Here is a 21,088-nt window from a genome sequence, read left to right as displayed (position 1 = left end):
CTGCGTTGGGTTCAGCAGGTGGCCCCCCCCTGGGCGCTCACAGAGTTCCCTCGCCACCCTCCCCCTTGCTGGGTGAGGGAAGTGAGTCCGGGGCGAGCGGGGGCGCAAACAAATGTGGCTCAAGCTCGGCAGGGATGCCGTCGCGTACCGAGACGATGCGCTTCACGTCCTCCTCGCGCAGGCCGTCGATCTGGCGCAGCCCCAAGCGCAGCGCGAAAGCTTGATCCGAGGCGTTGCCTCCATACCTCCCCCTCGCGGGGAGGTCCGAGGCCGCTTCGCGGCGTCGGGGTGGGGGACCAAATGCTGATACAGGGGCACTCACTCCACCCGGCGCGCTAACAGGCGCGCCGCCCTCCCCGTCAAGGGGAGGGATGGAGATGGGCTCGAGCGTGCAGTCCCAGAGGCTGTGATTCACGTCGGCCTCGCGCCCCTCGACGCCATGCTCGCGCGCACAGCGCACGATCTGCGCCGGTGCGTAGAAACCCATCGGCTGCGAATTGAGGAGCGCGGCCGCGAACGCCGCCGGGTAATGGCATTTGAGCCAGGAGGAGACATAGACGAGATGGGCGAAACTCGCGGCGTGGCTTTCCGGAAAACCGTATTCGCCGAAGCCCTTGATCTGGTTGAAGCAGCGCTCGGCGAATTTGGCCGGGTAGCCGCGCGCGGCCATGCGGCCCACCATCTTCTCGTGCAGGCGCTCGATGGTCCCGCGGCGGCGGAAAGTGGCCATGGCGCGGCGCAGCTCGTTCGCCTCGGAGCCGGAGAATTTCGCCGCCACCATGGCAAGACGCATGGCCTGCTCCTGGAACAGCGGCACGCCCATGGTCTTGCCGAGCACCTGGCGCAACTCGTCTTCCGGCCCGTGGTCCGGATGCGGGGAAGGGAACTCGACGGCTTCGGCGCCGGAGCGGCGGCGCAGATAAGGGTGCACCATGTCGCCCTGGGTCGGGCCGGGGCGCACGATGGCAACCTCGATGACGAGGTCGTAGAAGCAGCGCGGTTTCAGCCGCGGCAGCATGTTCATCTGCGCGCGGCTCTCGACCTGAAACACGCCGATGGAATCCGCCTTGCACAGCATGTCGTAAACGGCGGGATCGTCGCGCGGCACCGTGCCGAGGCCGATGTCCAGGCCGTAATGCTCTTTCAGCAGTGCTAAGCCTTTGCGGATGCAGGTGAGCATGCCGAGGCCGAGCACATCGACCTTGAGAAGGCCGAGCGCGTCGAGATCGTCCTTGTCCCATTCGATGAAGGTGCGGTCCTCCATGGCGGCGTTGCCGATGGGAACCACCTCGCAGAGGGGGCCGCGTGTCAGCACGAAGCCGCCGACATGCTGGGAAAGGTGACGCGGGAAGCCGAGCAGTTCCTGGGTCAATTCCAGGCAGCGGGCGAGCAGCGGATCGGAGGGATCGAGCCCTGCCTGGCGGACGTAAGCCTCCGGCAGGCCCGAACTGCTCAAGACCCAGAATGTGGTGGCAAGAGCCGAGACGGTATCTTCCGAAAGGCCGAGCGCCTTCCCGACCTCTCGGACCGCCGAACGGCCTCGGTAGGAGATGACGGTCGCGGCGATGCCGGCGCGATTGCGGCCGTAGCGGGCATAGATATATTGAATCACCTCCTCGCGGCGCTCGTGCTCGAAATCGACGTCGATGTCGGGCGGCTCTTTCCGCTCGGGCGAGACGAAGCGCTCAAAGAGGAGATCGATCTCGGTCGGATCGACATTGGTGATGGCGAGGCAGTAGCAGACGGCGGAGTTGGCAGCAGACCCACGCCCTTGGCAGAGAATGCCCTGGCTGCGTGCGTAATGCACGATGTCGTGGACGGTGAGGAAGTAGGGCGCGTAGTTGAGCTCAGCGATCAGCACGAGCTCTTTTTCGATTGACTCGCGAATTTTTGCAGGAACGCCGTCGGGGAAGCGCCAGCCTGCCCCCTGCCAGGTCAGATCTTCAAGGTGCGATTGCGGCGTCTTGCCTTCCGGCACCGGCTCATCGGGATATTCATATTTCAGCTCGTCGAGAGAGAAGTGGCAGGCATCGGCGATCTCGATGCTGCGCGCGAGGGCTTCATTATGAGGGCCGAAGAGACGCGCCATGTCTTGCGCCGGCTTCAGATGGCGCTCGGCATTGGCCTTGAGACGAAAGCCTGCCTCGTGAACCGTGCATTTCTCGCGAACGCAAGTGAGCACGTCCTGTAAGGGACGGCGATGCGGCGCGTGATAGAGCACGCCGCCGGTGGCCACGAGAGGCGTGCCGGCGCGCTTTGCGAGGTCCGCAAGCGCTTCGATGCGGGCGTGGTCGTCGCCGCAATAGGAATGCCTCGCCGCGAGATAGAGGGGTGTTCGTGCTGACGCGCTCAGGGTCTCCTTGATATGCAGTAGCTGCTCTTCGGCATTTCTTTTGTCATGCCCGCGAAGGCGGGCATCCAGTAACCGCTGGCCTTCGTTATTGAGAGATCGGTGGTTACTGGATCGCCCGGTCAAGCCGGGCGATGACAATCGGGACGGAGAAGGAAAGTCGTCAGGCGGAAGGGCAATGAAGATCAGGCCTTCGGCATGAGCAGCGACATCATCCAGAGAGAGGATGCATTCTCCCTTTCCGGCACGACGCTGGCCGAGGGTGAGGAGGCGGCAAAGCCGGCCATAGGCGGCGCGATCTTTTGGATAGGAAAGCAGGCTTGGTGCGTCCTGAAGATCGAGACGCACGCCGACGATGAATTTAATCCCGACCTCCTTGGCGGCGATGTGGGCGCGGACGACGCCCGCGAGACTATTGCGATCTGTGACGGCGATTGCCTGGAGTCCAAGCGCCTTCGCCGTCGCCACCAGTTCCTCCGGATGCGAGCCGCTTCGCAGGAATGAAAAGTTGGTCGTGACATCGAGCTCGGCGTAGGGCGCGGTGGAGTTCTTCATCCGAAGACCCCATGCAGATACCAGGCGGGCATCCGGTCAGTGTTGTCCTGATAGAGGCCTTCGCGGAAGATCCAGTAGCGGCAGCCATCCTCATCCTCGATGCGGTAATAGTCGCGGGGCCTTGATGCGTGCTTGCCACTTGCGCCTCCTCCCCCGTTGTGAATGAGGGAAGGGAAGGGGGTAAGCGACACGGTCTGACTTTGCGATTCACCCCCTTCCGAAGAAGCAAAAGCCTCTGGCGCATTCGAAACTCGCGCTAGCTCACGCCACCATTCCGGCGCGATCCGCTCAGGGCCTTCCGACTTGATCACGCGGCGGGTGACGCGGCGCCAGGTGAAGCGCACGGGCGGGCCTTCGGGAATCTCCGCCAGCACTGAAACAGGTTCCGGTTTGGCAAAGAGAAAGGCCGGGCGTGGAGGCTTGCGCGGGCTTGGTCCCGTCCAGGAGGAAAGACCGGCAAAGACGTTCCGCATTTTTTGTGCCCGCTCCGGCAGATGACTCTGGACCGGAAAGAGGCGCCGCACCACGCGCGTGCCTAAGCGATTGGCAAGACGGTCGATCAAGAGGCCGGACTTTGCCTTTCCGCTCGTCGCGGCAAGGGTAGTTTGCGCCGGCAGCAGAGGCTCGGTCGCACGGGCGCCGAGCACCATCAGATCGACGCCGAAGCCGGCATCGAAGGTCTCTATCTTGTCGAGTAAGAGACGGAGGAGATGCTGCGCCTCGCGGGTGGGAACGCTTAACCCTGCTTCGATCGAGGCCGTGGAGCCGTCGGCTCGACAGATGACAAGCATGACGCGGCTTGCACCGCGGCTCGCCTCCGTAAGATCCGCGCAGAGCTCGGCAGCAAGATGTTTAAGGCCAGCCACGATGCCGTCATGGGTGATGAGAGGTTCCGCAAAGGGAAGGCGTGCGAGGAAGTGAAGCGGCGGGAGAAGCGGGGAGCGGGGCTCTTCGCGGCGCCCAAGCGCCTGATCGAGGCGAAGCAGCACGGCTTCGGCGGCATCCCTGGAATGGAAGCGTCGCTCCAAGCTGCTGCGTGGCAGATCGTAAAGCTGGCCGATGCGCTTCAAGCCCAGACGCCGGAGCAGGCTTGTGGTGTCCGGCTCGAGCCGCAAGGCTTCGACTCGCAAAGGCGCAAGCGCGGCCTCGATCTTCCCCTGCGGGATGATAATGGGTGACCCAGTCCCAAAGCGGGCAAGCGCGTGAGCGGCCCCTAAAGTCTCGGCAAGAGCAAGCCGTGCGGTAAAGCCAAGAGCGGCAAGGCGTCTTTCCATCTCGGCGAGCAGGGTGCGTGAGCCGCCAAAGAGATGGGAAATACCGGCGGCGTCGAGCCAAAGCCCATCCTCACCGTCAACATTGAGAGAGGGACTGAAACGCGCGGACCCGCGGGCGAGCGCAAGCAGAGCCTCGGCATCCTTGGCGGGCGCTGCCGGCGCGGTGAGAAGATGCAGGCAGATGGCGCGCGCGTCGGCAAGGCCGAGGCCGGGGTTGAGCCCTATCCGAAAGCATGCTGCATTGACGGCGGTGAGCACGAGGCCGCGTTCCTCGCTGCCGACGAGCGCAAACGGCCGGTCATCCGGAACGGACTTATCCGGTATGGACCGGTCTTTGCGGGTGGCTCTCTCCCGTTTGAGGCGTTCGATGGGAAAAAGCGGCAGCCAGACGGAAACGATGGGACTCACGACTCCACTCCACTTTCCAGCTTCGCTCGGCGCTGTCGCCCCGGCAGCGCTCCAGGGTCAGGCGCAGAGACAGCGCGCCCGGCGCTGAAGCGTCGAAGGGGGAGCCTTGGCTTCTGCTCGAGGCGATGCGCCAGCGGGTGAGGGTGCCGGGGAGACCGCTGTCATTATGATTTGTGAGGAGCAGGCACGGGGTGCGGGCACCCTGGGCGGCAAGGCCAAGGCGACGGCCGATCAGTGGCGCTCCGACCTCGACCTGGCCCAAGGCTGCGAGCAGAACTCCACTTTTCAGTCCTTCTTCCAGCGCCCAGGCGGCATCGAGGTCGTTGCGGGCCTGGACGATCAGAAACAGCGCAGGGTCGAGGCCGAACTCGCTAAGGCCGGGACCGTAAGGGTGACCCCACTCTTGCGCCGCCTTTTGCGTGAGGCACCACAGCACGAGGCGGGAAGCTGATTCCGCCCTTGCCATCTTTTCGGCGATGACGGCGAGGGCAAAGGCGAACGCTGAGGGACCGTCGCGGTAAGAGAAGGGCTTTAGCTCATGCAGCCCGCCGCGCTCGAATTGGTGGAGGGGAGGCTCATTTCGCTCCTCACCCTGCTCGGAGGGAAATAGGGAGCAGGCGGGGCGGGAAGGGCCCGCGCCCGGTAGGGGGGGAATGACCAGAGACACGGGAATCTGCTCAAGCGCTCGAATCTTAACGCGTAAGCGCTCGATCAACCCTCTGGCCCTAACCCCGCCTGCTCCATCAACGTCAGCCGACGGAACGTGAAGACCTTCTGCGCCGCCTGAAACGTCGTTACGCACGCTACTAACCCTCATTAGTTCCTGTTTTGTTCTAATCCTGAGTCGGTAGAGAGTCAACGGGAACGATAAAGGAGGAGGTGTCCACTTCCGGGGCGCACTGTTTGCATTCTGCTAACCAGAATCACCCGACAACCAGAGACATCACGACCGGGGATTTGGTCATTGCGTATCCTCCCCCCTCGTGCGTCGCGCTCGTCGGGCGGCGGCGGCCCTAATTGTCATGGCACTTCCAGATCGACCTGCTTCCGTCTTGCGCAAGCGAGGCGGAAGCCTTTTCATTGGCGTCCTCAATCCTCCATAATCCGCGACTATGAGCTCACCCTTTAGGGAGCCGAATCGTGTCGCAACGGAGCTGCATCGAGCGTCTATTTTTTCCGGCCCTTCTCGGTTTCGCCGCTTGCATCGGCTTTGGCTCCAGCGCGAGCGCCCATCCGCATGTCTGGGCGACCGTGCGGTCGGAAATCATCGTCGACCAGGATCAGCGTATCACCGGCATTCGGCATGCCTGGACGTTCGACGAGTTCTATACGGCCATGGCGCTGGAAGGGCTCGATACGAACGGTGACGGCGCATATTCCAAAGACGAGCTGAAGCCGCTTGCAGAGGTGAATGTCACCTCGCTCAAGGAATTCGACTTTTTCACCTTTGTGCATCTTGGCAACGCGGACGACCCGCTGCCGCTCAAGCCGCCCATCGACTATTGGGTCGAGTTCGACAAGACACTGCTCACGCTACACTTCACCTTGCCGCTCGAGAAACCGCTCAGTGCAAGCGGCAAGGATGTCCAGGTTGACGTCTACGACCCCTCTTTCTTCGTGGCATTCGGCTTTGCCAAGGAGGAGCCGGTGAAGATTGCCGGCAACGAAGTGCCGGGCTGTAGCGCTGCAATCAAGGCACAGGATCCCGATTCTGAAGACACCAAAGCCATAAGCGAGGCCTTCTTCAGCCAGCTGGGTCCCGACAGCAATTTCGGATCGCAATTTGCTCAGACGGCGATCGTAAAATGCGCGAAGCGGTAAGCCGCACGGCGGTCTTCGTCTCTCTGCTCCTCGCAGCCTTGACAGTGTGTGTGGCTGGACACTCCGCCGCCGCCCAGGCAAATCCTCCAAGCGCATTCGGCGCGCCGGCTGCCCGCTCGGCGCCGCAAGCAGTGCCCTTCGCCTCAAGTGGCGTGCTCGGCTGGGTCGCGACCACGCAACGAAACATTCAGCGCCAACTTGCAACGAGCGTGAAGAATATGAAGGCGGGTAATCCGCTTGGCGCCGCGCTCGCCCTTGTCGGCTTGAGCTTCGTCTACGGTATTCTCCACGCCATAGGCCCCGGGCACGGCAAGGCCATTATCTCGTCTTATGTGGTGGCCAACGAGGAAACGGTGCGGCGTGGCGTGATCATCTCGTTCATCGCCGCCGGTCTCCAGGCGCTAACTGCGGTTGCGCTGGTCAGCGTTTTGCTGGTCGCCTTCAGTGCCACCGGGCTTCAGCTGACCGCTTGGTCGAACCAGCTCGAAACCGTGAGCTACGGCATGATCGCGCTTGTCGGTCTCTATTTCCTCTGTACGCAACTCATGCGGCTGTGGCGCCGCTGGCGTGAAAGGGCCTCGCATGCGCACGCGGCGACGCGAGAGAGCTGCGATCACCATGAACACGTACAGCATCACCGCCATGATTCCCACGAGCATGCACCCGGCGAGGCGTGCAACCATGTGGTGGATGCGCGAGAGATTGCCGGGCCCCTGTCCTGGCGCAAAATTGGCGCTGTTGTTTGCGCGGTCGGCATCCGGCCCTGCACCGGGGCCATCCTGGTGCTCGTATTTGCCTTGGCGCAGGGTCTGTTTTGGGCCGGCGTGGCTGCGACCTTCGCCATGGCTTTCGGCACCGCCATTACTGTGGCGGTACTGGCGACGCTCGCCGTGGGCTCCCGCGATCTCGCGCTCAAGCTCGGGGGCAACAGCGGCGCCTGGGCAAATACGGTGTGGACGCTTTGCGCGCTCGGGGGATCGGCGCTGATTTTTCTTATTGGAGCGACGCTGTTCGCGGCCTCCCTCGGGCCGTCCCGGCCGTTCTAAGCCAAAATCAGAGCTTTCCAGGGCGGATATGTCCTCGAAACAATCGCGGCCCATAGGCGTTGGTATCGACACAATTCCACCCAATGGAGGTTTTTTGCCATGGATATTAACGGCAAACGCATTGCAATGCTGGCCGCCGACGGCTTCGAGCAGTCGGACTGATGGTGCCGAAGCAGAAGCTCGAGGAAGCAGGCGCGAAGGTCGATATCGTCTCGCTCAAGACCGGAGAGATCTGGGGCTGGCAGAAAGACGATTGGGGCGACTCGATTCCTGTCGACCACACCATCGATGTCGTGCAGGTCGACGAGTATGATGCGCTGGTCATTCCGGGCGGGCAGATCAGCCCCGATCTTCTGCGGGCCGACAAGGATGCGGTTGCCTTCGTGCGCGAGTTCTACGACAGCAGGAAGCCCGTCGCGGCAGTCTGCCACGCGCCCTGGGTGCTGATCGAAGCGGGCATCGTCAAGGGCCGCAAGATGACCTCCTATCATTCGATGGCAACCGACCTGAAGAACGCCGGCGCCAACTGGGTCGACCGTGAAGTGGTGGTCGACCAGGGACTCATCACAAGCCGCAATCCCGGCGACCTCGAGGCCTTCTCGGCCAAGATAATCGAAGAGGTCAGCGAAGGCCGCCATGAGCGTCGCGCGGTCGCTTAACGCGCCTAGGGCTTTAGCATCTGCGGAAATGGGCCGAGGCGTTCCCGGTCCTTACTGCATGCGTTTGGTGCAACCCCGGGTTCCGTGCGAAGGCATGCCTCGCTTGCGCCTGCCGCAAGACCGCTATTTCGTTTTTACGGCACGCGATTGTCGAAACCAGGTAAAACATCTACATCTTGTGTTCGAACGCGAGGCAGGTGGCACCCCCCTGCCAAAGGAGAGAAGACATGGCACTTCAGCTGGGGGACATTGCTCCGGATTTCGAGGCCGACACGACCGAAGGCCGCATCCGCTTTCATGACTGGCTTGGCGACTCTTGGGGTGTTCTCTTCTCGCATCCCAAGGATTTCACGCCGGTCTGCACCACCGAGCTTGGCTACATGGCGCAGATCAAACCCGAATTCGACAGGCGCGGCGTGAAAATTATCGGACTCAGCGTCGATCCGGTCGACTTGCACTCGAAATGGTCCGACGATATCCGCGCGACGCAAGGCACGGCTCCCAATTTTCCCATGATCGGCGACCCGGATCTCTCGATCTCGAAGGCTTACGGCATGCTGCCTGCGAGCTTGTCGGGAAGCTCGGAAGGGCGCACGCCCGCTGAAAATCAGACGGTCCGCAATGTTTTCGTCATCGGCCCCGACAAGCGGATCAAGCTCATTCTCGTCTACCCCATGACCACGGGGCGGAATTTCGACGAGGTGCTGCGTGTGATCGACTCTTTGCAACTCACGGCAAAGCATCGGGTGGCGACGCCCGCGAACTGGAACCCAGGGGAGGACGTGATCATCGCCGGCTCGGTTACGGACGATGAGGCAAAGGCAATTTACCCGGACGGCTGGAAAGCCCCGCGGCCCTATATCCGGATCATTCCCCAGCCCAAGGGCTGACCCGTCCATGCGATGGGAACGCGGCTCGCTATGCGCCAGAAATTTGCGACGAAATTCCATGCGCGGGCGCCCCCCCTTGTGCTAGAAACACTGTGTACGGATGATATCCGTGCCAATAAGGCGGACTGCTGACGCCGCCATGCGGCCGGTCAGCGAAAAGCTGGGCAGGGGAATATCGGATCAAACTGGCTCGGGCCCACCCGGAACGGGGCGGAGCGACCTGGCTACGCAAAGTGCCGAATTGGATCGCACCGCTCGTGAAGCAGGCGCGCGCAAACGGTTTGACTTCCTCGCTTATCTGCTCGCCATGGCGCTGAAGGAAGCGCGACGGCTCTCAGAGAAATAGTGGTCGCCTGAACCCTTCGGCCATCAAGGCTGCTCGCATGGGCGCATGGGGATGCCGAAAACGCCTGCGCTGACCACGGATTGCGTCATCTTCGACGATCAGGGGCGCGTGCTTCTCATTCGGCGTGGACATGACCCGTTCAAGGGCGCGTATGCCCTGCCGGGCGGGTTCGTCGATATCGGCGAGACCGTTGAGGAGGCGTGCCGGCGCGAAGTGCGCGAGGAGGTCGGCATGGAGGTGGGAGACCTAACTCTTGTCGGCGTCTATTCGGAATTCTCGCCGTCATGCCCGCGCAGGCGGGCATAGTAATTTGGCTGCGCCCTTTACTGATCGTCCGGTCAAGCCGGACGATGACGGTTGGGGTGGCGCAGTGCCTGGGGCTGGATTTCGGTTTGCGCCGGAATGACGAGAGTGAGGCAGGTCTGTGGCCCACACCCCGGCGTCTTCGACGCCGGACCTCCCCGCAAGGGGGAGGTGGAAGACGTGCTTCTTTAGGGGCCGGAATCTCCGCGCAAGGGAGATGAAAATGGTGGGTTTCGCCGATGCGGCCCGATACCCTATGAATGGCCAGAGTTAGATGAGGACGGCTGGTCGGTATGAACGAAACCCCGGGTACAAGTTCGTTCACGGAGTCTGCGCAGCAGCAGGGTGTGCGCCCCCCGGCCAAGATCGGCGTGCTCCTGGTCAATCTCGGCACGCCCGACGGCACCAGCTATTGGCCGATGCGTCGCTATTTGAAGGAATTTCTCTCCGACCCGCGCGTCATCGAGACGAACCGCGTGTTGTGGTGGCTGATCCTGAACGGGATCGTGCTCACAAAGAGGCCGCTCGCCAGCGGCGCGAAATATCGAACAGTCTGGAACGAGGAGCTCAACGAGTCGCCGCTGCGCACCATCACCCGCGCCCAAGCGGAGAAGGTTGCAGCCGCGTTCGCGTCGCGTTCCGATATCGTTGTCGATTGGGCCATGCGCTACGGCAATCCGAGCATCGCATCGCGGATCGAAGCGCTGGCGGCAGAAGGCTGCGACCGGCTGCTCGTCTTCCCACTCTACCCGCAATATTCGGCGTCCACCACCGCGACGGTGAACGACAAGGTCTTCGACGCGCTCAAGGCCATGCGCGTGCAGCCAGCCGTTCGCACCGTGCCGCCTTATCCCGTCAATCCGCTCTATGTCGAAGCTCTTGCCGATTCCATCCGCACGCATCTTGCGAACTCGCCTTGGGAGCCGGAAGCGATCCTCGCGTCCTTTCACGGCGTGCCGCAATCCTACGTGGACAAGGGCGATCCCTATCAGCAGCAATGCACGCTCACCGCTGAGGCCTTGCGGAGGGCCCTCGGTCCGCTCGGCGATAAATTGAAGCTCACGTTCCAGTCGCGCTTCGGTCTTGCCGAGTGGCTGAAGCCCTACACGGACAAGACCGTGGAGGCGCTTGCGCGCGACGGGGTGAAACGCATTGCGATCATCACGCCTGGATTTGTCGCGGATTGCCTGGAGACGCTCGAGGAGATCGCGGAGGAAAACAAGGAGATCTTCCTTGAGAATGGGGGCGAGGATTTCAGTTACATCCCCTGCCTCAACGATAGCGAGCCCAGCATCCGCCTCCTCACGGATCTCATTGAGCGGGAGCTCAAGGGGTGGGCGTAGATTGGCGTCAATCCGGCGGAAGCCGGAATCCGTAACGCGCTCCGTCCTCGCCGGTGGATCCTGGCTTTCGCCGGGATGACGGGAAAGGTTGGGGACAGTCAAGCCGGGCGATGACCTGGACGGCACGAAGACTGAGAATGATCCTGCGCGTTTTTCTTGGGGTGCTTTTGGGCGTCGCCATCCTGGTTCCGGTGCTGCCGGTCCAAGCCGCAAATGAAGGGTCGCAGGCGAGCGAGACCCGCTCTGCCTATGTGACGGTCGCCGGCGCGCCGGGAGACGGAGAGAAGGCGCTGGCCGCTGCTGTCACCAACCGTCTCACCGCGGCAGGACTTAAGGCAGCAACGGCCTTCGAGGCGAGCGTCTACGAGATTCAGGGCACGGTGCGCGTGACGCCCGCTTCGGGCATTAACGAGAAAGTCCGCATTGTCTGGGTGGTCTTCAGCCCGGAAGGCAAACAGCTCGGGGTCGTGTCGCAGGAGCGGTTTATCCGCAAAGGCTCGCTCGATCGGAAATGGGGCGGGGCCGCGGATGCTGCGGCACAGGGCGCCGTCGCCGACATCCTAAAGCTGCTGCCCCGCGCCGATTAAGCCGGATCTTTAATTCCACCGGACCCGCACCATTTATTGACTGCCGGAGGAGGCCAGCGCACTAGACTGGGCAGCAACTATCTGTCGACCCTGGGGAGGGGTGCTTATGTTCGGCTTCGATATCTTCGTTCTTGTCCTGCTGGTTCTGTTCGTTTTCCTCGTCATCGCGGCGGTCAAGATCGTACCGCAGGGCTACAATTATACGGTCGAGCGTTTCGGCCGCTACACGCGAACGCTGCACCCGGGCCTTACTCTCATCATCCCCTTCATCGACCGCGTCGGGCGCAAACTCAACGTGATGGAGCAGGTCATCGAGGTGCCGAGCCAGGAGGTCATCACCAAGGACAACGCCATGGTCCGGGTCGACGGCGTCGCCTTCTTCCAGGTACTCGACGCCGCGCAGGCAAGCTACGAAGTGACCAACCTCCAGGTCGCCATTCTCAATCTCACCATGACGAATATCCGCACGGTGATGGGCTCCATGGATCTCGACAAGCTTCTGTCCGAGCGTGACGAGATCAACCATCGCCTGCTCAAGGTCGTCGATGATGCGACCCATAATTGGGGCGTGAAGGTCACCCGGATCGAGATCAAAGATATCGAGCCGCCCCGCGACCTCGTGGAGTCCATGGCGCGGCAGATGAAGGCCGAACGCGACAAGCGCGCGGCGATCCTGGTCGCCGAGGGTGAGCGCCAGGCTGCCATTCTTTCCGCCGAGGGCGAGAAGCAGGCTCAGATCTTGGCCGCCGAAGGACGCCGCGAGGCGGCCTATCGCGATGCCGAGGCGCGCGAGCGTGAGGCCGAAGCCGAGGCCAAGGCGACCACCATGGTCAGCGACGCCATCAGCAAAGGCAGCGTGCAGGCCATCAACTATTTCGTCGCCAACAACTATGTCGGAGCGTTGAAGGCTCTGGCCGAGGCCAAGAACCAAAAGGTGCTGATCCTGCCTTACGAGGCGACGTCTATTCTCGGCTCAATCGCCGGCATTTCGGAGATCGCGCGCGAAGCATTTGGCGCGGGCGGCAACGCCGCGACGCCGCCCGGGCAGACAAAGCCGCAAGCGACCGCGCAGCGCGTGCGCCCCGGCGGTTCTGTTCCGAGCGTTTAAGGGCAACGAATGAGACCGGGCTTGTTCAGACCCCCGCTCCGTCCGCGCAATGCGCGAACGGGCTCCCCCACAAGGGGGGAGCGGGAGCGGGAGCAGGCTGCGAGCGCAAAGCTCATTCTCCAATGCTGATGAGGTGAGCGCATGGAATTGATCGCCGAGCTTGGCGCCTGGAACTGGATGATCCTTGCGGGCGTGCTGTTCTCGCTCGAACTGCTGGCGCCAGGTATCTTTCTCATGTGGTTCGGTCTCGCTGCTGCTGTGACCGGGCTGATCGTGTTTCGCTACGACCTCGCCTGGCAATGGCAGCTGATCTGGTTCTGTGCGCTGTCACTGACAGCGGTGCTGCTTGCGGCGAGATATCTGCGCAAGCACCCCATCGAAAGCGATCATCCGCTTCTCAATGAGCGGGCCGAGCAACATGTCGGGCAAAGCTACGATCTTATCGACGCGATCGTGAACGGCCGCGGCAGCGTGAAGATCGGCGATTCGATCTGGCGCGTCGAAGGCCCCGATCTACCCAAAGGAACGCGCGTCAAGGTGACGGGCGCCGCGGGCACCGTGCTGAAGGTCGTGCCCGCCGGGGCGGCGGGCTAGTCTCGCCCTCACACCTCGATCTGGATGTCGGTAATTTCATCGGGAATCTCATCGGTGGCGTCCTCCTTCGGCCAAAGCGCCGTGCCGGCGCGCCGGCGACCCGATCCCCACACCGTCACCTCCTCGAAGCCCACCTCGCGGAATTTGTCGGCGACGGTTTCGTTGGAGCCACCGACTGGAACCAGCCGAGGCTGATCGTGCCCCGATAAAGCGGGCCCTTGCGCACCGTGTAGATCGCCATCTCTCATCCCATTACGCGTTCTGGGCGATTATACACGCATAACGTGTAGTTCGAGAAGATGAGTTTTGGTTCGGAAAGAGTTTAGGCCACGCCGGCACGAAGCAGATCGTGGACATGCAGAATGCCGACGGGGCGACCGTCCTCGACGACAAAGAGGGCGGTAATACTGGAGGCGTTGATCACCTCAAGTGCCGCACTGGCGAGAATGTCCGGCGACACCGTCTTTGGATTTGCGGTCATGATGTCGGCGGTGCGCTGATCAAGAAGGCCATCGCCCATGTGCCGCCGGAGATCGCCGTCGGTGACGATGCCGGCGAGACGGCCGTCGCCGTCGAGCACGCCGAGGCAGCCAAAGGCCTTTTCGGTCATGACGACGATGGCTTCCGCCATGGACATGTCGAAGTCCGCGAGCGGCAGGCGGTCAGCCTTGTGCATCAGGTCGCCGACGAATTTCAGGCGCGCGCCGAGCTGGCCGCCCGGGTGGAAGACCTTGAAGTCGACGGCGGTGAAGCCTTTGCTTTCGAGGAGCGCGATGGCAAGGCAATCGCCGAGTGCAAGCTGCATGACCGTCGAGGTGGTCGGCGCGAGGCCGTGCGGGCAGGCCTCCTTGGCTTGCGGCAGCGCCAGCACCAGCTCAGCGGCAATGCCGAGCGTGCTGTCGCGGTTCGACGTGACCGCGATCAGGGGCACCGCAAACCGGCTCGAAAAGGACACGATATTGCCGAGCTCCGCGGTCTCGCCCGACCAGGAGAAGGCCAGGATCACGTCCTGCTGCGTGATCATGCCGAGATCGCCGTGACTCGCTTCGCTCGGATGCACGAAATAAGCGGGCGTGCCCGTGGAGGAGAGGGTGGCGGCGATCTTGAGGCCGACATGGCCGCTCTTGCCCATGCCGGTGACGATGACGCGGCCGCGGCATGAGCGCAGCAAATCCACAGCTTCGGCGAAACTCTCCACTAGGTCGCCGGTGAGCGCCGCCTTCAGGGCGCTCAAACCTTCGCCTTCAAGCTCCAGGGTGCGCATCGCCGATGCGATGGCCTGAGCGCTGTCGTGGCCCGAAAAAAGCTCCCGCTTCAAGCCGGCCGCCATGGACATGCTTCCCCGTGTTGCGCTTTGCCAACTGTAGCATGAATTGGGGCCGATTGAGGCCGGATCGCCCCGTTTCAGAACCAGCCTAAACGCCCCGTTTACTATTCCCCCTAGGCTAAACGGATCAACGGTCGGCCGCCTGGCCCGCATTTTCTGTGGATAGCCCGCGGTCTCCGCGTCGATCGAGGTGCGTCTTGCCGCGTCGCCCTTCCTATAGCGCAGCGGGCGCTCTCGCTGCAGCGCCAGGAAGTTGCCTCGATGCAGGCGTTGCGAAGCGCCCACTCACCAAGCTCGCCGATCAGCCCGCACTGCTCGGCGAGTGGAATAAAGGTCGTGGGCGGCACCAGCCCGCGCCGCGGATGATGCCAGCGCAGCAAGGCCTCGAAGCCGAAAACCGCGCCGTCGATGCTCGCTTGCGGTTGGTAATCGAGCGAAAGCTCGCCATGTGCGATCGCCGAGCGCAAATCGTGCTGGAGCGCGTAGCGCTCGCGCAAGGATCGGTCCATCTCATGGTCGAAAAATCTGACAACGTGGCGTCCGTCGGCTTTGGCGCGATAGAGTGCGGCGTCGGCGTTGGCGATAAGAGTCATGGTCTCACTGGCGTTGGTCGGAAACACCGCGGCGCCGATGCTCAGTCCTATGGGGATCTGTTGCCCGCGGATCTCGAAAATTTCCGCGACGGCGCGCAACACGCGGTCAGCCTGCGCCGTGGCGGTCGCGGGCTGCTCCCCACCGGTTGAGATCAGCGTGAACTCATCACCGCCCACGCGCGCGATAAAGGCGCCCTGTGCTGCGCCCTCCAACCTGCGGGATATGGCGCAGAGAAGCTCATCCCCAATAAGGTGGCCGAAAATGTCATCGGCTTCTTTGAGTGATCCAGACCGATGCTTAGTACAGCAAAGCTGGTGTTCTCCCGTTTTGCTCGTTCAACAGACCTGGCCAGCTTGTGGTCCAGTGCGGTTCGGTTCGGCAAGTTGGTCAGCGGATCGTGATGGACGAGGTGAGCGATTTTCTCGTGCCGTGCCAGTAGCTCGGAGCGGGCCGTATGTAATTTCTCACGAGCGTCGTCGAGGCTGAGCGCGGCTTCTCGCATCTCCCTGCAGGATATTGAAGCTCTCGGCATTTCACCCAGTTCGTCGCGCGAATTGGCTTTCACCGGGACAATATCGACCGAGGCATGGGCGGCCTGGATGTCGCCGCGGCACAAGGCGGCCATCGCGCGGGTAAAGTCTCGCAAGGCGCCAGATGTCAATCGCTTCGCCGCCTTGGTTACCTCGGTGGCCGAGTAGGTGATCATGCCCGGCAGCACGAGCCCGACGCTGATGGTGAGCAGTGCGACCGCGACGAAGATGTCCGCGAGCACCGCGACGAGTTGATGGTGCCCCTCGCCAATGCTGTTCACGGCGAGCAGATAGGCGATGCCGTCGAGCACGAGCACAAGGACCATCGCGCCGGTGAGCTTGACGTGAAGGGTCTGCGCAAGGGCGGGCAGTCCCGCGCGGCGGCGAGCTGATTGCTGCCGCCCATGGCGAGTGCGGTCGTGCCGATCCAGCCGAGAACCCGTGGGTGCGGCGGTGTCGCGCGATGTCCGGCAGGCTGGGATTCATGTGCGGCGCTCTGGGTCCAATGAGCGGTGCCGCCTGTATTGGCTTGAAGACTCCTACAGACTCCACCGCTGTCACCGCGAGCGTCGAGTTAAATTTGATGAAAATGGAGGGATCGCTTTCGCGACCATCAGTCTGCAAGCAAGCTAGAGAAGCTTCTTAAGTTCGGCCCTGAGCGGGTCGGCGATGTCGGGCCGATCCAGCGCGAACGCGACATTGGCGGTGAGAAAGCCGAGCCTGGAGCCGCAGTCATAGGTGCGGCCCTCGCAACGCACGGCGTAGAACGGTTCACTCTTGAGAAGGGTGAGCATGGCGTCCGTGATCTGGATTTCGCCGCCGGCGCCGGCCTCCTGCTTGGACAGCACATCGAATATTTCGGGCTGCAAAATGTAGCGGCCGAGAATGGTGAGATTGGAGGGTGCGGTGCCGGGCTTCGGCTTTTCCACCATGCCGTCGATCGGAAACACGTTGCCGTCCGCTTTGCCGACGCTCACAACGCCATAGCTCGATAGCTCGTCGTCGGGCACGGCTTCGACGGCAATCAGATTGCCGCCGTGCTTGCCATAGACATCGAGCATCTGGGCGAGACAATTTTTGCCCTTGGTGCGGACAAGGACGTCCGGCAGCAGCAGCGCAAAAGGCTCATCTCCCACAAGCTCGCGCGCGCACCAGACCGCGTGTCCCAGTCCAAGCGGCTCCTGCTGACGCGTGAAACTCGCGGTACCGGCCACAGGCAGAGCTGATTTGACGATCTCGATCTCTTTCGTCTTGCCGCGCGCGGCCAACGTCTCGTCGAGCTCGAACTGCTTGTCGAAATGATCCTCGATGATGCCCTTGTTGCGGCCGGTGACGAAAATGAACTGTTCGATGCCCGCTGCTTTCGCCTCGTCGACGACGTGCTGGATCAGCGGTCTATCGACAACTGTCAGCATCTCTTTCGGCATGGCCTTGGTGGCCGGCAGAAAGCGGGTGCCGAGACCCGCGACGGGGAACACGGCCTTGCGGACAGGAGCAGCCATGCGAACCTCGTTAACGTTAAGCGCGGTGGTGCCTGGGCGGGTATGGCCCGAAGTTAGAAGTCCCTCAACCTCTTTCCGATAGCAAGTGGCCAGTTGCAACGCCGCTCGCACAAGGTTGTTTCATGGGAGTTTTAGTTACCGGCGGGGCCGGCTTCATCGGAAGCCATATGGTGCTCGAATTGCTCGACGCCGGCGAAGGACATTCTCGTCCTCGACAATCTGTCGACCGGATTCCGCTGGGCCGTGCCTGACGCGGCGAAATTCGTCGAGGGGGATGTCGGCGATCATAACCTCGTTCGCCGGCTGCTTCTGCACAATCCCATCGACGCCATCATTCACTTCGCCGGTTCGATCGTCGTGCCGGACTCGGTGTCGGATCCGCTAGGCTACTATCTCAACAATACGTGCAAGTCGCGTTCGCTGATCGCATGCGCGGTTGAGACAAAGGTTACGCATTTCATCTTTTCGTCGACGGCAGCCGTCTACGGCATGCCGGACGTCAATCCCGTCGCCGAAGATGCTCAGCTCAAGCCAATCTCGCCTTACGGCAGCTCCAAGCTGATGACGGAAATCATGCTGAGCGACACGGCGAAGGCGCATGATCCGCTTCGTGGCCCTGCGCTATTTCAATGTCGCCGGCGCCGACCCACTCGGCCGCAGCGGGCAGTCGACGCCGAAGGCGACGCATCTTATCAAGGTCGCGTCCGAGACCGCGCTCCGTCAGCGGCCCTTTCTCGAAGTGTTCGGCACCGATTATGAGACGGCCGATGGGACGTGCGTGCGCGACTATATCCATGTCAGCGACCTGACCCGGGCGCATCTCGCAGCGCTCGAATATCTGCGCGAAGGCGGCGAGAGCGAAAATTGCGGCTATGGCGGCGGCTTCTCCGTGCTGGAGGTGATCGAGGCGGTGAAGCGGGCGTCAGGCAACGATTTTCCCGTGCGTTTCGGCCCGAGGCGCCCCGGAGACCCCGCTGCGATCATTGCCGAGGCAAAGCGAATCGAGGAGCGGCTCGGCTGGGAGCCGCAATATAATGACCTCGATACGATCGTCGCCGGTGCGCTCGACTGGGAGAAGCGCCTGATCGAAGACCGGGCCCGCGTCGCCTCCTAATTCGCCTTTTTTGCCTTTTCAGCGCCCAAAGCGCTGCCCACAATCAGGATCGGAACGCCGAATCGCGTGGATCGCTGAGGGGTAGCGCATGAGAACGTCAAGTCGCGGGCTCCGCAGCATCGGGCTTGCCCTTCTCGTGGCTGTCCAGGTCCTCTTGTCTCTGCGCGCGGACGCCCAGGACGACGTCGCGGCCTATAAGCGCGCCGTCGAGATGCGCTTCGCCGAATGGCTGCAAGGCCTATGGCCAGAGGCCGAGGTCGCAGGCGTCTCCCGCGCGACGTTCGAGGCGCATGTGAAAGGGCTCACGCTCGACTGGTCGCTGCCGCATCTCGTGCTGCCCGACCCTGCCAGTCCCGAAGGACCGGCGCTGCCGGCGTCGCTCAAACCCAAGCCGCGCCATCAGCCCGAGTTCGATGCGCCCGAAGGTTATTTCAAGAAGAGCGCGCTCAATGCGCTGGCGGCGACAGGCCACGCCAAAGCGAAACAATTGGGACCGGCGCTCAACTCAATCCAGACTCAATATGGTGTGCCGGCGAGCGTCATCCTCGCCATCTGGGGCCGCGAAACGGGGTTCGGCGCCGCCGATCTTCCTTATGACGCGGTCTCCGCCATCGCGACCCAGGCTTTCATGGGACGCAGGCCGGAGGAATTTCGCAACCAGCTCATCGGCGCGCTGAGGATTATCGAGCAGAAGCATGCGTCGCGGAAAGAGATGAAGAGCTCGTGGGCCGGAGCCATGGGCTACACGCAATTCATGCCCTCCGATTTCGAAAACTATGCCGTGGATTTCGACGGCGACGGCAGGCGCGACATCTGGAACTCCGTCGTCGATGCGCTCGCGTCGGCCGGGAACTCGCTGCACAGCCAGGGCTGGGACGGCAACCAGACCTGGGCGTACGAGGTGGAGCTCCCGAAGGATTTCGACTGCAGCCAGCAAGGACCCGACACCGCGCGGCCGATTGCGGACTGGGCGAAGCTGGGCGTGGCGCGGGTGAAGGGGCGGCCGTTCCCGGACGAGCGGATGGGAGATGCCACCTTTCTCGTGCTCCCGGCGGGGCTCAAGGGGCCCGCTTTTCTCGCCACGAGTAATTTTTCGGTGCTGAAGCTCTATAACAACTCCGACGTCTACGCGATCTTCGTCGGCCACGTCGCCGACATGATCGCCTATGACGCCCCGGTCGAATTCGTCGGCGCCTGGCAGCCGGTCGATCGCCTCAGCCGCGACCGGATCCAGCGCTTCCAGGAGATATTGGTCGCGCAAGGCCACGATGTCGGCAAAGTCGACGGGCTTTCCGGCTTCAAGACGCGGCGGACCATCGGACTTGAGGAAAAGAGGCTGGGACTGCCGCTCACCTGCTATCCGAGCAAGGTGCTGGTGGATCAGGTCATCAGGGACGCCAGCGCGGCGGGCCGCTGAGCCGGTTGCACACGCGGCTGTTGCCTTGCCTAGGTTTTGCCTGGGAGGCTTGCTACGTTCGCTGCATGCGAATCGCTCAAAGCCTCAAACCATTGATCCTATTGGCCGGGGCAGCCGTTCTGGCCGCCTCGATGTTGCCGGCGTCATCGCAGGCGGCCGATAAATTCACGGCCTGCGTTCAGGGCTTCTGGCCCTCCGCGAAGGCGGCCGGCATCACGCGGGCGACGTTCGACCGCGCGTTTAGCGGCATGACGCCTGATCCGGAAGTGATCGAGGCCGCCAACTATCAGCCGGAATATGTGCGGCCCATCGGCGAATACGTCGACCGGGTCGTTTCCGACAAGCGCATCGAGCTCGGCAAGCAGAAGCTCGTCGAACTCAAGCCGCTGCTCGACGCTGTCGAGGGACGCTATGGCGTCGATCGGCACATCGTCGTTGCGATCTGGGGCGTGGAGTCGAATTTCGGTACGCAGCCCGGCGAGAAAAACGTCATCCGCTCGCTTGCGACGCTGGTGTGCTCGGGCACCAAGGCCAAGTTCGCACGCTCGCAGATGAATTCAGCGCTGAAGATCCTGCAACGGGGCGATGTCAGCCACGAGTTGATGAACGGATCCTGGGCCGGCGCGATGGGGCACACGCAATTCATCCCGACCACGTACAGCGCCTATGCCGTGGATTATGACGGCGACGGCAAGCGCGACATTTGGGGCAATGTGCCGGACGCGCTGGCATCGACCGCGAGCTATCTCAAGGTCTCCAATTGGCGTGCCGGCGAGACCTGGGGCTACGAAGTGAAGGTGCCCAAGGGCCTTAATCCCAAGGCGGGCAGCGAGAAGACTTTGAAGACACTCGGCGAGTGGCAGCGTCTCGGCGTCGTGCGCATCAACGGCCAGCCTTATCCGCGGGCCGGGGACAAAGCGGGTTTGTTCGCGCCCGACGGCGCCAAGGGACCCGCCTTTCTCGTGCTCAATAATTTCCGCTCGATCCTGCGTTACAACCAGGCCAATTCCTACGCGCTGTCCGTGGGGCATTTGGCCGACCGGCTTGCAGGCTACGGCCCCTTCGTGCAGCCTTGGCCGACCGACGAGAGGCATCTCGCGCTGGAGCAGCGCAAGGAACTCCAGCAGCGCCTCGCCACAAAGGGCCTGCTCGAGGGCGAACCGGATGGTATTATCGGCCCGGCGACACTGGATGCCGTGAAGGTCTATCAGCGGGAAAAGGGTCTGCCGGTCGACGGCTTTCCGAGCCTGACGATCCTGGAGCTTTTGCGCAAGGAAGCCAGCTAACTCGACGCTTGCCGGATGCCGCAAGAGTTGTGAT

The 21,088-nt window shown here is 62.7% G+C and carries 17 protein-coding genes and 3 pseudogenes; 13 read left to right on the top strand and 7 right to left on the bottom strand.

The window, feature by feature from the left end; genetic code table 11:
* Nucleotides 1-37 precede the first annotated feature (37 nt).
* Together ACR2J1_RS09230 and ACR2J1_RS09225 are read right to left on the bottom strand one after the other, a co-directional pair.
* Complete coding sequence (locus tag ACR2J1_RS09230) at nt 38-2,905, bottom strand: error-prone DNA polymerase (protein WP_434019033.1); 2,868 nt, start codon at nt 2,903-2,905, stop codon at nt 38-40.
* Entirely contained in the window at nt 2,902-4,587 is a 1,686-nt protein-coding gene (locus ACR2J1_RS09225; RefSeq protein ID WP_434019032.1) for a Y-family DNA polymerase, read from the bottom strand. Before ACR2J1_RS09225 ends, ACR2J1_RS09230 begins: the two co-directional genes overlap by 4 nt.
* A 106-nt stretch (nt 4,588-4,693) precedes the next feature.
* Between ACR2J1_RS09225 and ACR2J1_RS09220 the strand changes: the two genes are divergently transcribed.
* The 10 genes and pseudogenes from ACR2J1_RS09220 to ACR2J1_RS09175 all read left to right on the top strand — a co-directional run bounded on the left by ACR2J1_RS09220 (nt 4,694) and on the right by ACR2J1_RS09175 (nt 13,284).
* Nucleotides 4,694-5,038 (top strand): hypothetical protein, encoded by a 345-nt coding sequence (locus ACR2J1_RS09220; protein WP_434019031.1) that lies wholly within the window; start codon nt 4,694-4,696, stop codon nt 5,036-5,038.
* A gap of 689 nt (nt 5,039-5,727) precedes the next feature.
* Nucleotides 5,728-6,408: a DUF1007 family protein gene (locus ACR2J1_RS09215; RefSeq protein ID WP_434019030.1), complete on the top strand. Its 681-nt coding sequence runs from the start codon at nt 5,728-5,730 to the stop codon at nt 6,406-6,408.
* Entirely contained in the window at nt 6,393-7,454 is a 1,062-nt protein-coding gene (locus ACR2J1_RS09210; protein WP_434019029.1) for a nickel/cobalt transporter, read from the top strand. The genes ACR2J1_RS09215 and ACR2J1_RS09210 overlap by 16 nt, the downstream gene beginning before the upstream one ends.
* A gap of 99 nt (nt 7,455-7,553) precedes the next feature.
* Nucleotides 7,554-8,113, top strand: a pseudogene (locus tag ACR2J1_RS09205) (type 1 glutamine amidotransferase domain-containing protein).
* Between the two features lie 227 nt (nt 8,114-8,340).
* Nucleotides 8,341-9,003 carry a peroxiredoxin gene (locus tag ACR2J1_RS09200; protein WP_434019028.1) on the top strand — a complete coding sequence of 221 codons (663 nt, stop codon included), beginning with the start codon at nt 8,341-8,343 and terminating at the stop codon, nt 9,001-9,003.
* A 391-nt stretch (nt 9,004-9,394) separates the two neighbouring features.
* Nucleotides 9,395-9,655 (top strand): NUDIX domain-containing protein, encoded by a 261-nt coding sequence (locus ACR2J1_RS09195; RefSeq protein WP_434019027.1) that lies wholly within the window; start codon nt 9,395-9,397, stop codon nt 9,653-9,655.
* A 290-nt stretch (nt 9,656-9,945) separates the two neighbouring features.
* Nucleotides 9,946-10,995, top strand: a complete 1,050-nt coding sequence (gene hemH / locus ACR2J1_RS09190; protein ID WP_434019026.1) for a ferrochelatase — start codon at nt 9,946-9,948, stop codon at nt 10,993-10,995.
* Between the two features lie 137 nt (nt 10,996-11,132).
* On the top strand, nt 11,133-11,582 hold the full coding sequence (locus ACR2J1_RS09185; RefSeq protein ID WP_434019025.1) for a hypothetical protein: 450 nt from the start codon (nt 11,133-11,135) through the stop codon (nt 11,580-11,582).
* A gap of 106 nt (nt 11,583-11,688) precedes the next feature.
* Entirely contained in the window at nt 11,689-12,690 is a 1,002-nt protein-coding gene (locus ACR2J1_RS09180) for an SPFH domain-containing protein (RefSeq protein ID WP_434019024.1), read from the top strand.
* Nucleotides 12,691-12,831: 141 nt separating this feature from the next.
* A complete protein-coding gene (locus tag ACR2J1_RS09175) occupies nt 12,832-13,284 on the top strand; it encodes an NfeD family protein (RefSeq protein WP_434019023.1) in 453 nt (150 codons plus the stop codon).
* 8 nt (nt 13,285-13,292) lie between these two features.
* On the opposite strand, the gene ACR2J1_RS09170 is transcribed toward ACR2J1_RS09175, so the two are convergent.
* The 5 genes and pseudogenes from ACR2J1_RS09170 to galU all read right to left on the bottom strand — a co-directional run bounded on the left by ACR2J1_RS09170 (nt 13,293) and on the right by galU (nt 17,237).
* Complete coding sequence (locus ACR2J1_RS09170) at nt 13,293-13,532, bottom strand: hypothetical protein (protein WP_434019022.1); 240 nt, start codon at nt 13,530-13,532, stop codon at nt 13,293-13,295.
* Between the two features lie 74 nt (nt 13,533-13,606).
* Nucleotides 13,607-14,620 carry a KpsF/GutQ family sugar-phosphate isomerase gene (locus ACR2J1_RS09165; RefSeq protein ID WP_434019021.1) on the bottom strand — a complete coding sequence of 338 codons (1,014 nt, stop codon included), beginning with the start codon at nt 14,618-14,620 and terminating at the stop codon, nt 13,607-13,609.
* A 104-nt stretch (nt 14,621-14,724) separates the two neighbouring features.
* Nucleotides 14,725-15,120, bottom strand: coding sequence for an EAL domain-containing protein (locus tag ACR2J1_RS09160; RefSeq protein ID WP_434019035.1), 396 nt, complete (start codon nt 15,118-15,120; stop codon nt 14,725-14,727).
* A 72-nt stretch (nt 15,121-15,192) separates the two neighbouring features.
* Nucleotides 15,193-15,707: pseudogene (locus ACR2J1_RS09155) on the bottom strand (diguanylate cyclase domain-containing protein); the annotation flags it as partial.
* A 657-nt stretch (nt 15,708-16,364) separates the two neighbouring features.
* On the bottom strand, nt 16,365-17,237 hold the full coding sequence (gene galU / locus ACR2J1_RS09150; RefSeq protein ID WP_434019020.1) for a UTP--glucose-1-phosphate uridylyltransferase GalU: 873 nt from the start codon (nt 17,235-17,237) through the stop codon (nt 16,365-16,367).
* A gap of 122 nt (nt 17,238-17,359) precedes the next feature.
* On the opposite strand from galU, the pseudogene galE reads away from it, so the two are divergent.
* The 3 genes and pseudogenes from galE to ACR2J1_RS09135 all read left to right on the top strand — a co-directional run bounded on the left by galE (nt 17,360) and on the right by ACR2J1_RS09135 (nt 21,054).
* A pseudogene (gene galE / locus ACR2J1_RS09145) lies at nt 17,360-18,351 on the top strand (UDP-glucose 4-epimerase GalE).
* 88 nt (nt 18,352-18,439) lie between these two features.
* Nucleotides 18,440-19,768, top strand: coding sequence for a lytic murein transglycosylase (locus ACR2J1_RS09140; protein ID WP_434019019.1), 1,329 nt, complete (start codon nt 18,440-18,442; stop codon nt 19,766-19,768).
* Between the two features lie 65 nt (nt 19,769-19,833).
* Nucleotides 19,834-21,054 carry a lytic murein transglycosylase gene (locus tag ACR2J1_RS09135; RefSeq protein ID WP_434019018.1) on the top strand — a complete coding sequence of 407 codons (1,221 nt, stop codon included), beginning with the start codon at nt 19,834-19,836 and terminating at the stop codon, nt 21,052-21,054.
* Nucleotides 21,055-21,088: the final 34 nt, after the last annotated feature.

The organism is Methyloceanibacter sp., assembly GCF_050999895.1.
Taxonomy (GTDB): domain Bacteria; phylum Pseudomonadota; class Alphaproteobacteria; order Rhizobiales; family Methyloligellaceae; genus Methyloceanibacter.
Note: the sequence above shows the minus strand (reverse complement) of the source record. Positions and strands in the feature narration are given on the sequence as shown.

Bases quoted from the DNA above. Each gene is read 5' to 3' on its own strand.
- ACR2J1_RS09230 (WP_434019033.1), bottom strand. From the start codon at position 2,905: ATGAAGAACTCCACCGCGCCCTACGCCGAGCTCGATGTCACGACCAAC.
- ACR2J1_RS09210 (WP_434019029.1), top strand. From the start codon at position 6,393: ATGCGCGAAGCGGTAAGCCGCACGGCGGTCTTCGTCTCTCTGCTCCTC.
- ACR2J1_RS09200 (WP_434019028.1), top strand. From the start codon at position 8,341: ATGGCACTTCAGCTGGGGGACATTGCTCCGGATTTCGAGGCCGACACG.
- ACR2J1_RS09195 (WP_434019027.1), top strand. From the start codon at position 9,395: ATGGGGATGCCGAAAACGCCTGCGCTGACCACGGATTGCGTCATCTTC.
- hemH (WP_434019026.1), top strand. From the start codon at position 9,946: ATGAACGAAACCCCGGGTACAAGTTCGTTCACGGAGTCTGCGCAGCAG.
- ACR2J1_RS09185 (WP_434019025.1), top strand. From the start codon at position 11,133: ATGATCCTGCGCGTTTTTCTTGGGGTGCTTTTGGGCGTCGCCATCCTG.
- ACR2J1_RS09180 (WP_434019024.1), top strand. From the start codon at position 11,689: ATGTTCGGCTTCGATATCTTCGTTCTTGTCCTGCTGGTTCTGTTCGTT.
- ACR2J1_RS09175 (WP_434019023.1), top strand. From the start codon at position 12,832: ATGGAATTGATCGCCGAGCTTGGCGCCTGGAACTGGATGATCCTTGCG.
- ACR2J1_RS09170 (WP_434019022.1), bottom strand. From the start codon at position 13,532: ATGAGAGATGGCGATCTACACGGTGCGCAAGGGCCCGCTTTATCGGGG.
- ACR2J1_RS09165 (WP_434019021.1), bottom strand. From the start codon at position 14,620: ATGTCCATGGCGGCCGGCTTGAAGCGGGAGCTTTTTTCGGGCCACGAC.
- ACR2J1_RS09160 (WP_434019035.1), bottom strand. From the start codon at position 15,120: ATGGACCGATCCTTGCGCGAGCGCTACGCGCTCCAGCACGATTTGCGC.
- galU (WP_434019020.1), bottom strand. From the start codon at position 17,237: ATGGCTGCTCCTGTCCGCAAGGCCGTGTTCCCCGTCGCGGGTCTCGGC.
- ACR2J1_RS09140 (WP_434019019.1), top strand. From the start codon at position 18,440: ATGAGAACGTCAAGTCGCGGGCTCCGCAGCATCGGGCTTGCCCTTCTC.
- ACR2J1_RS09135 (WP_434019018.1), top strand. From the start codon at position 19,834: ATGCGAATCGCTCAAAGCCTCAAACCATTGATCCTATTGGCCGGGGCA.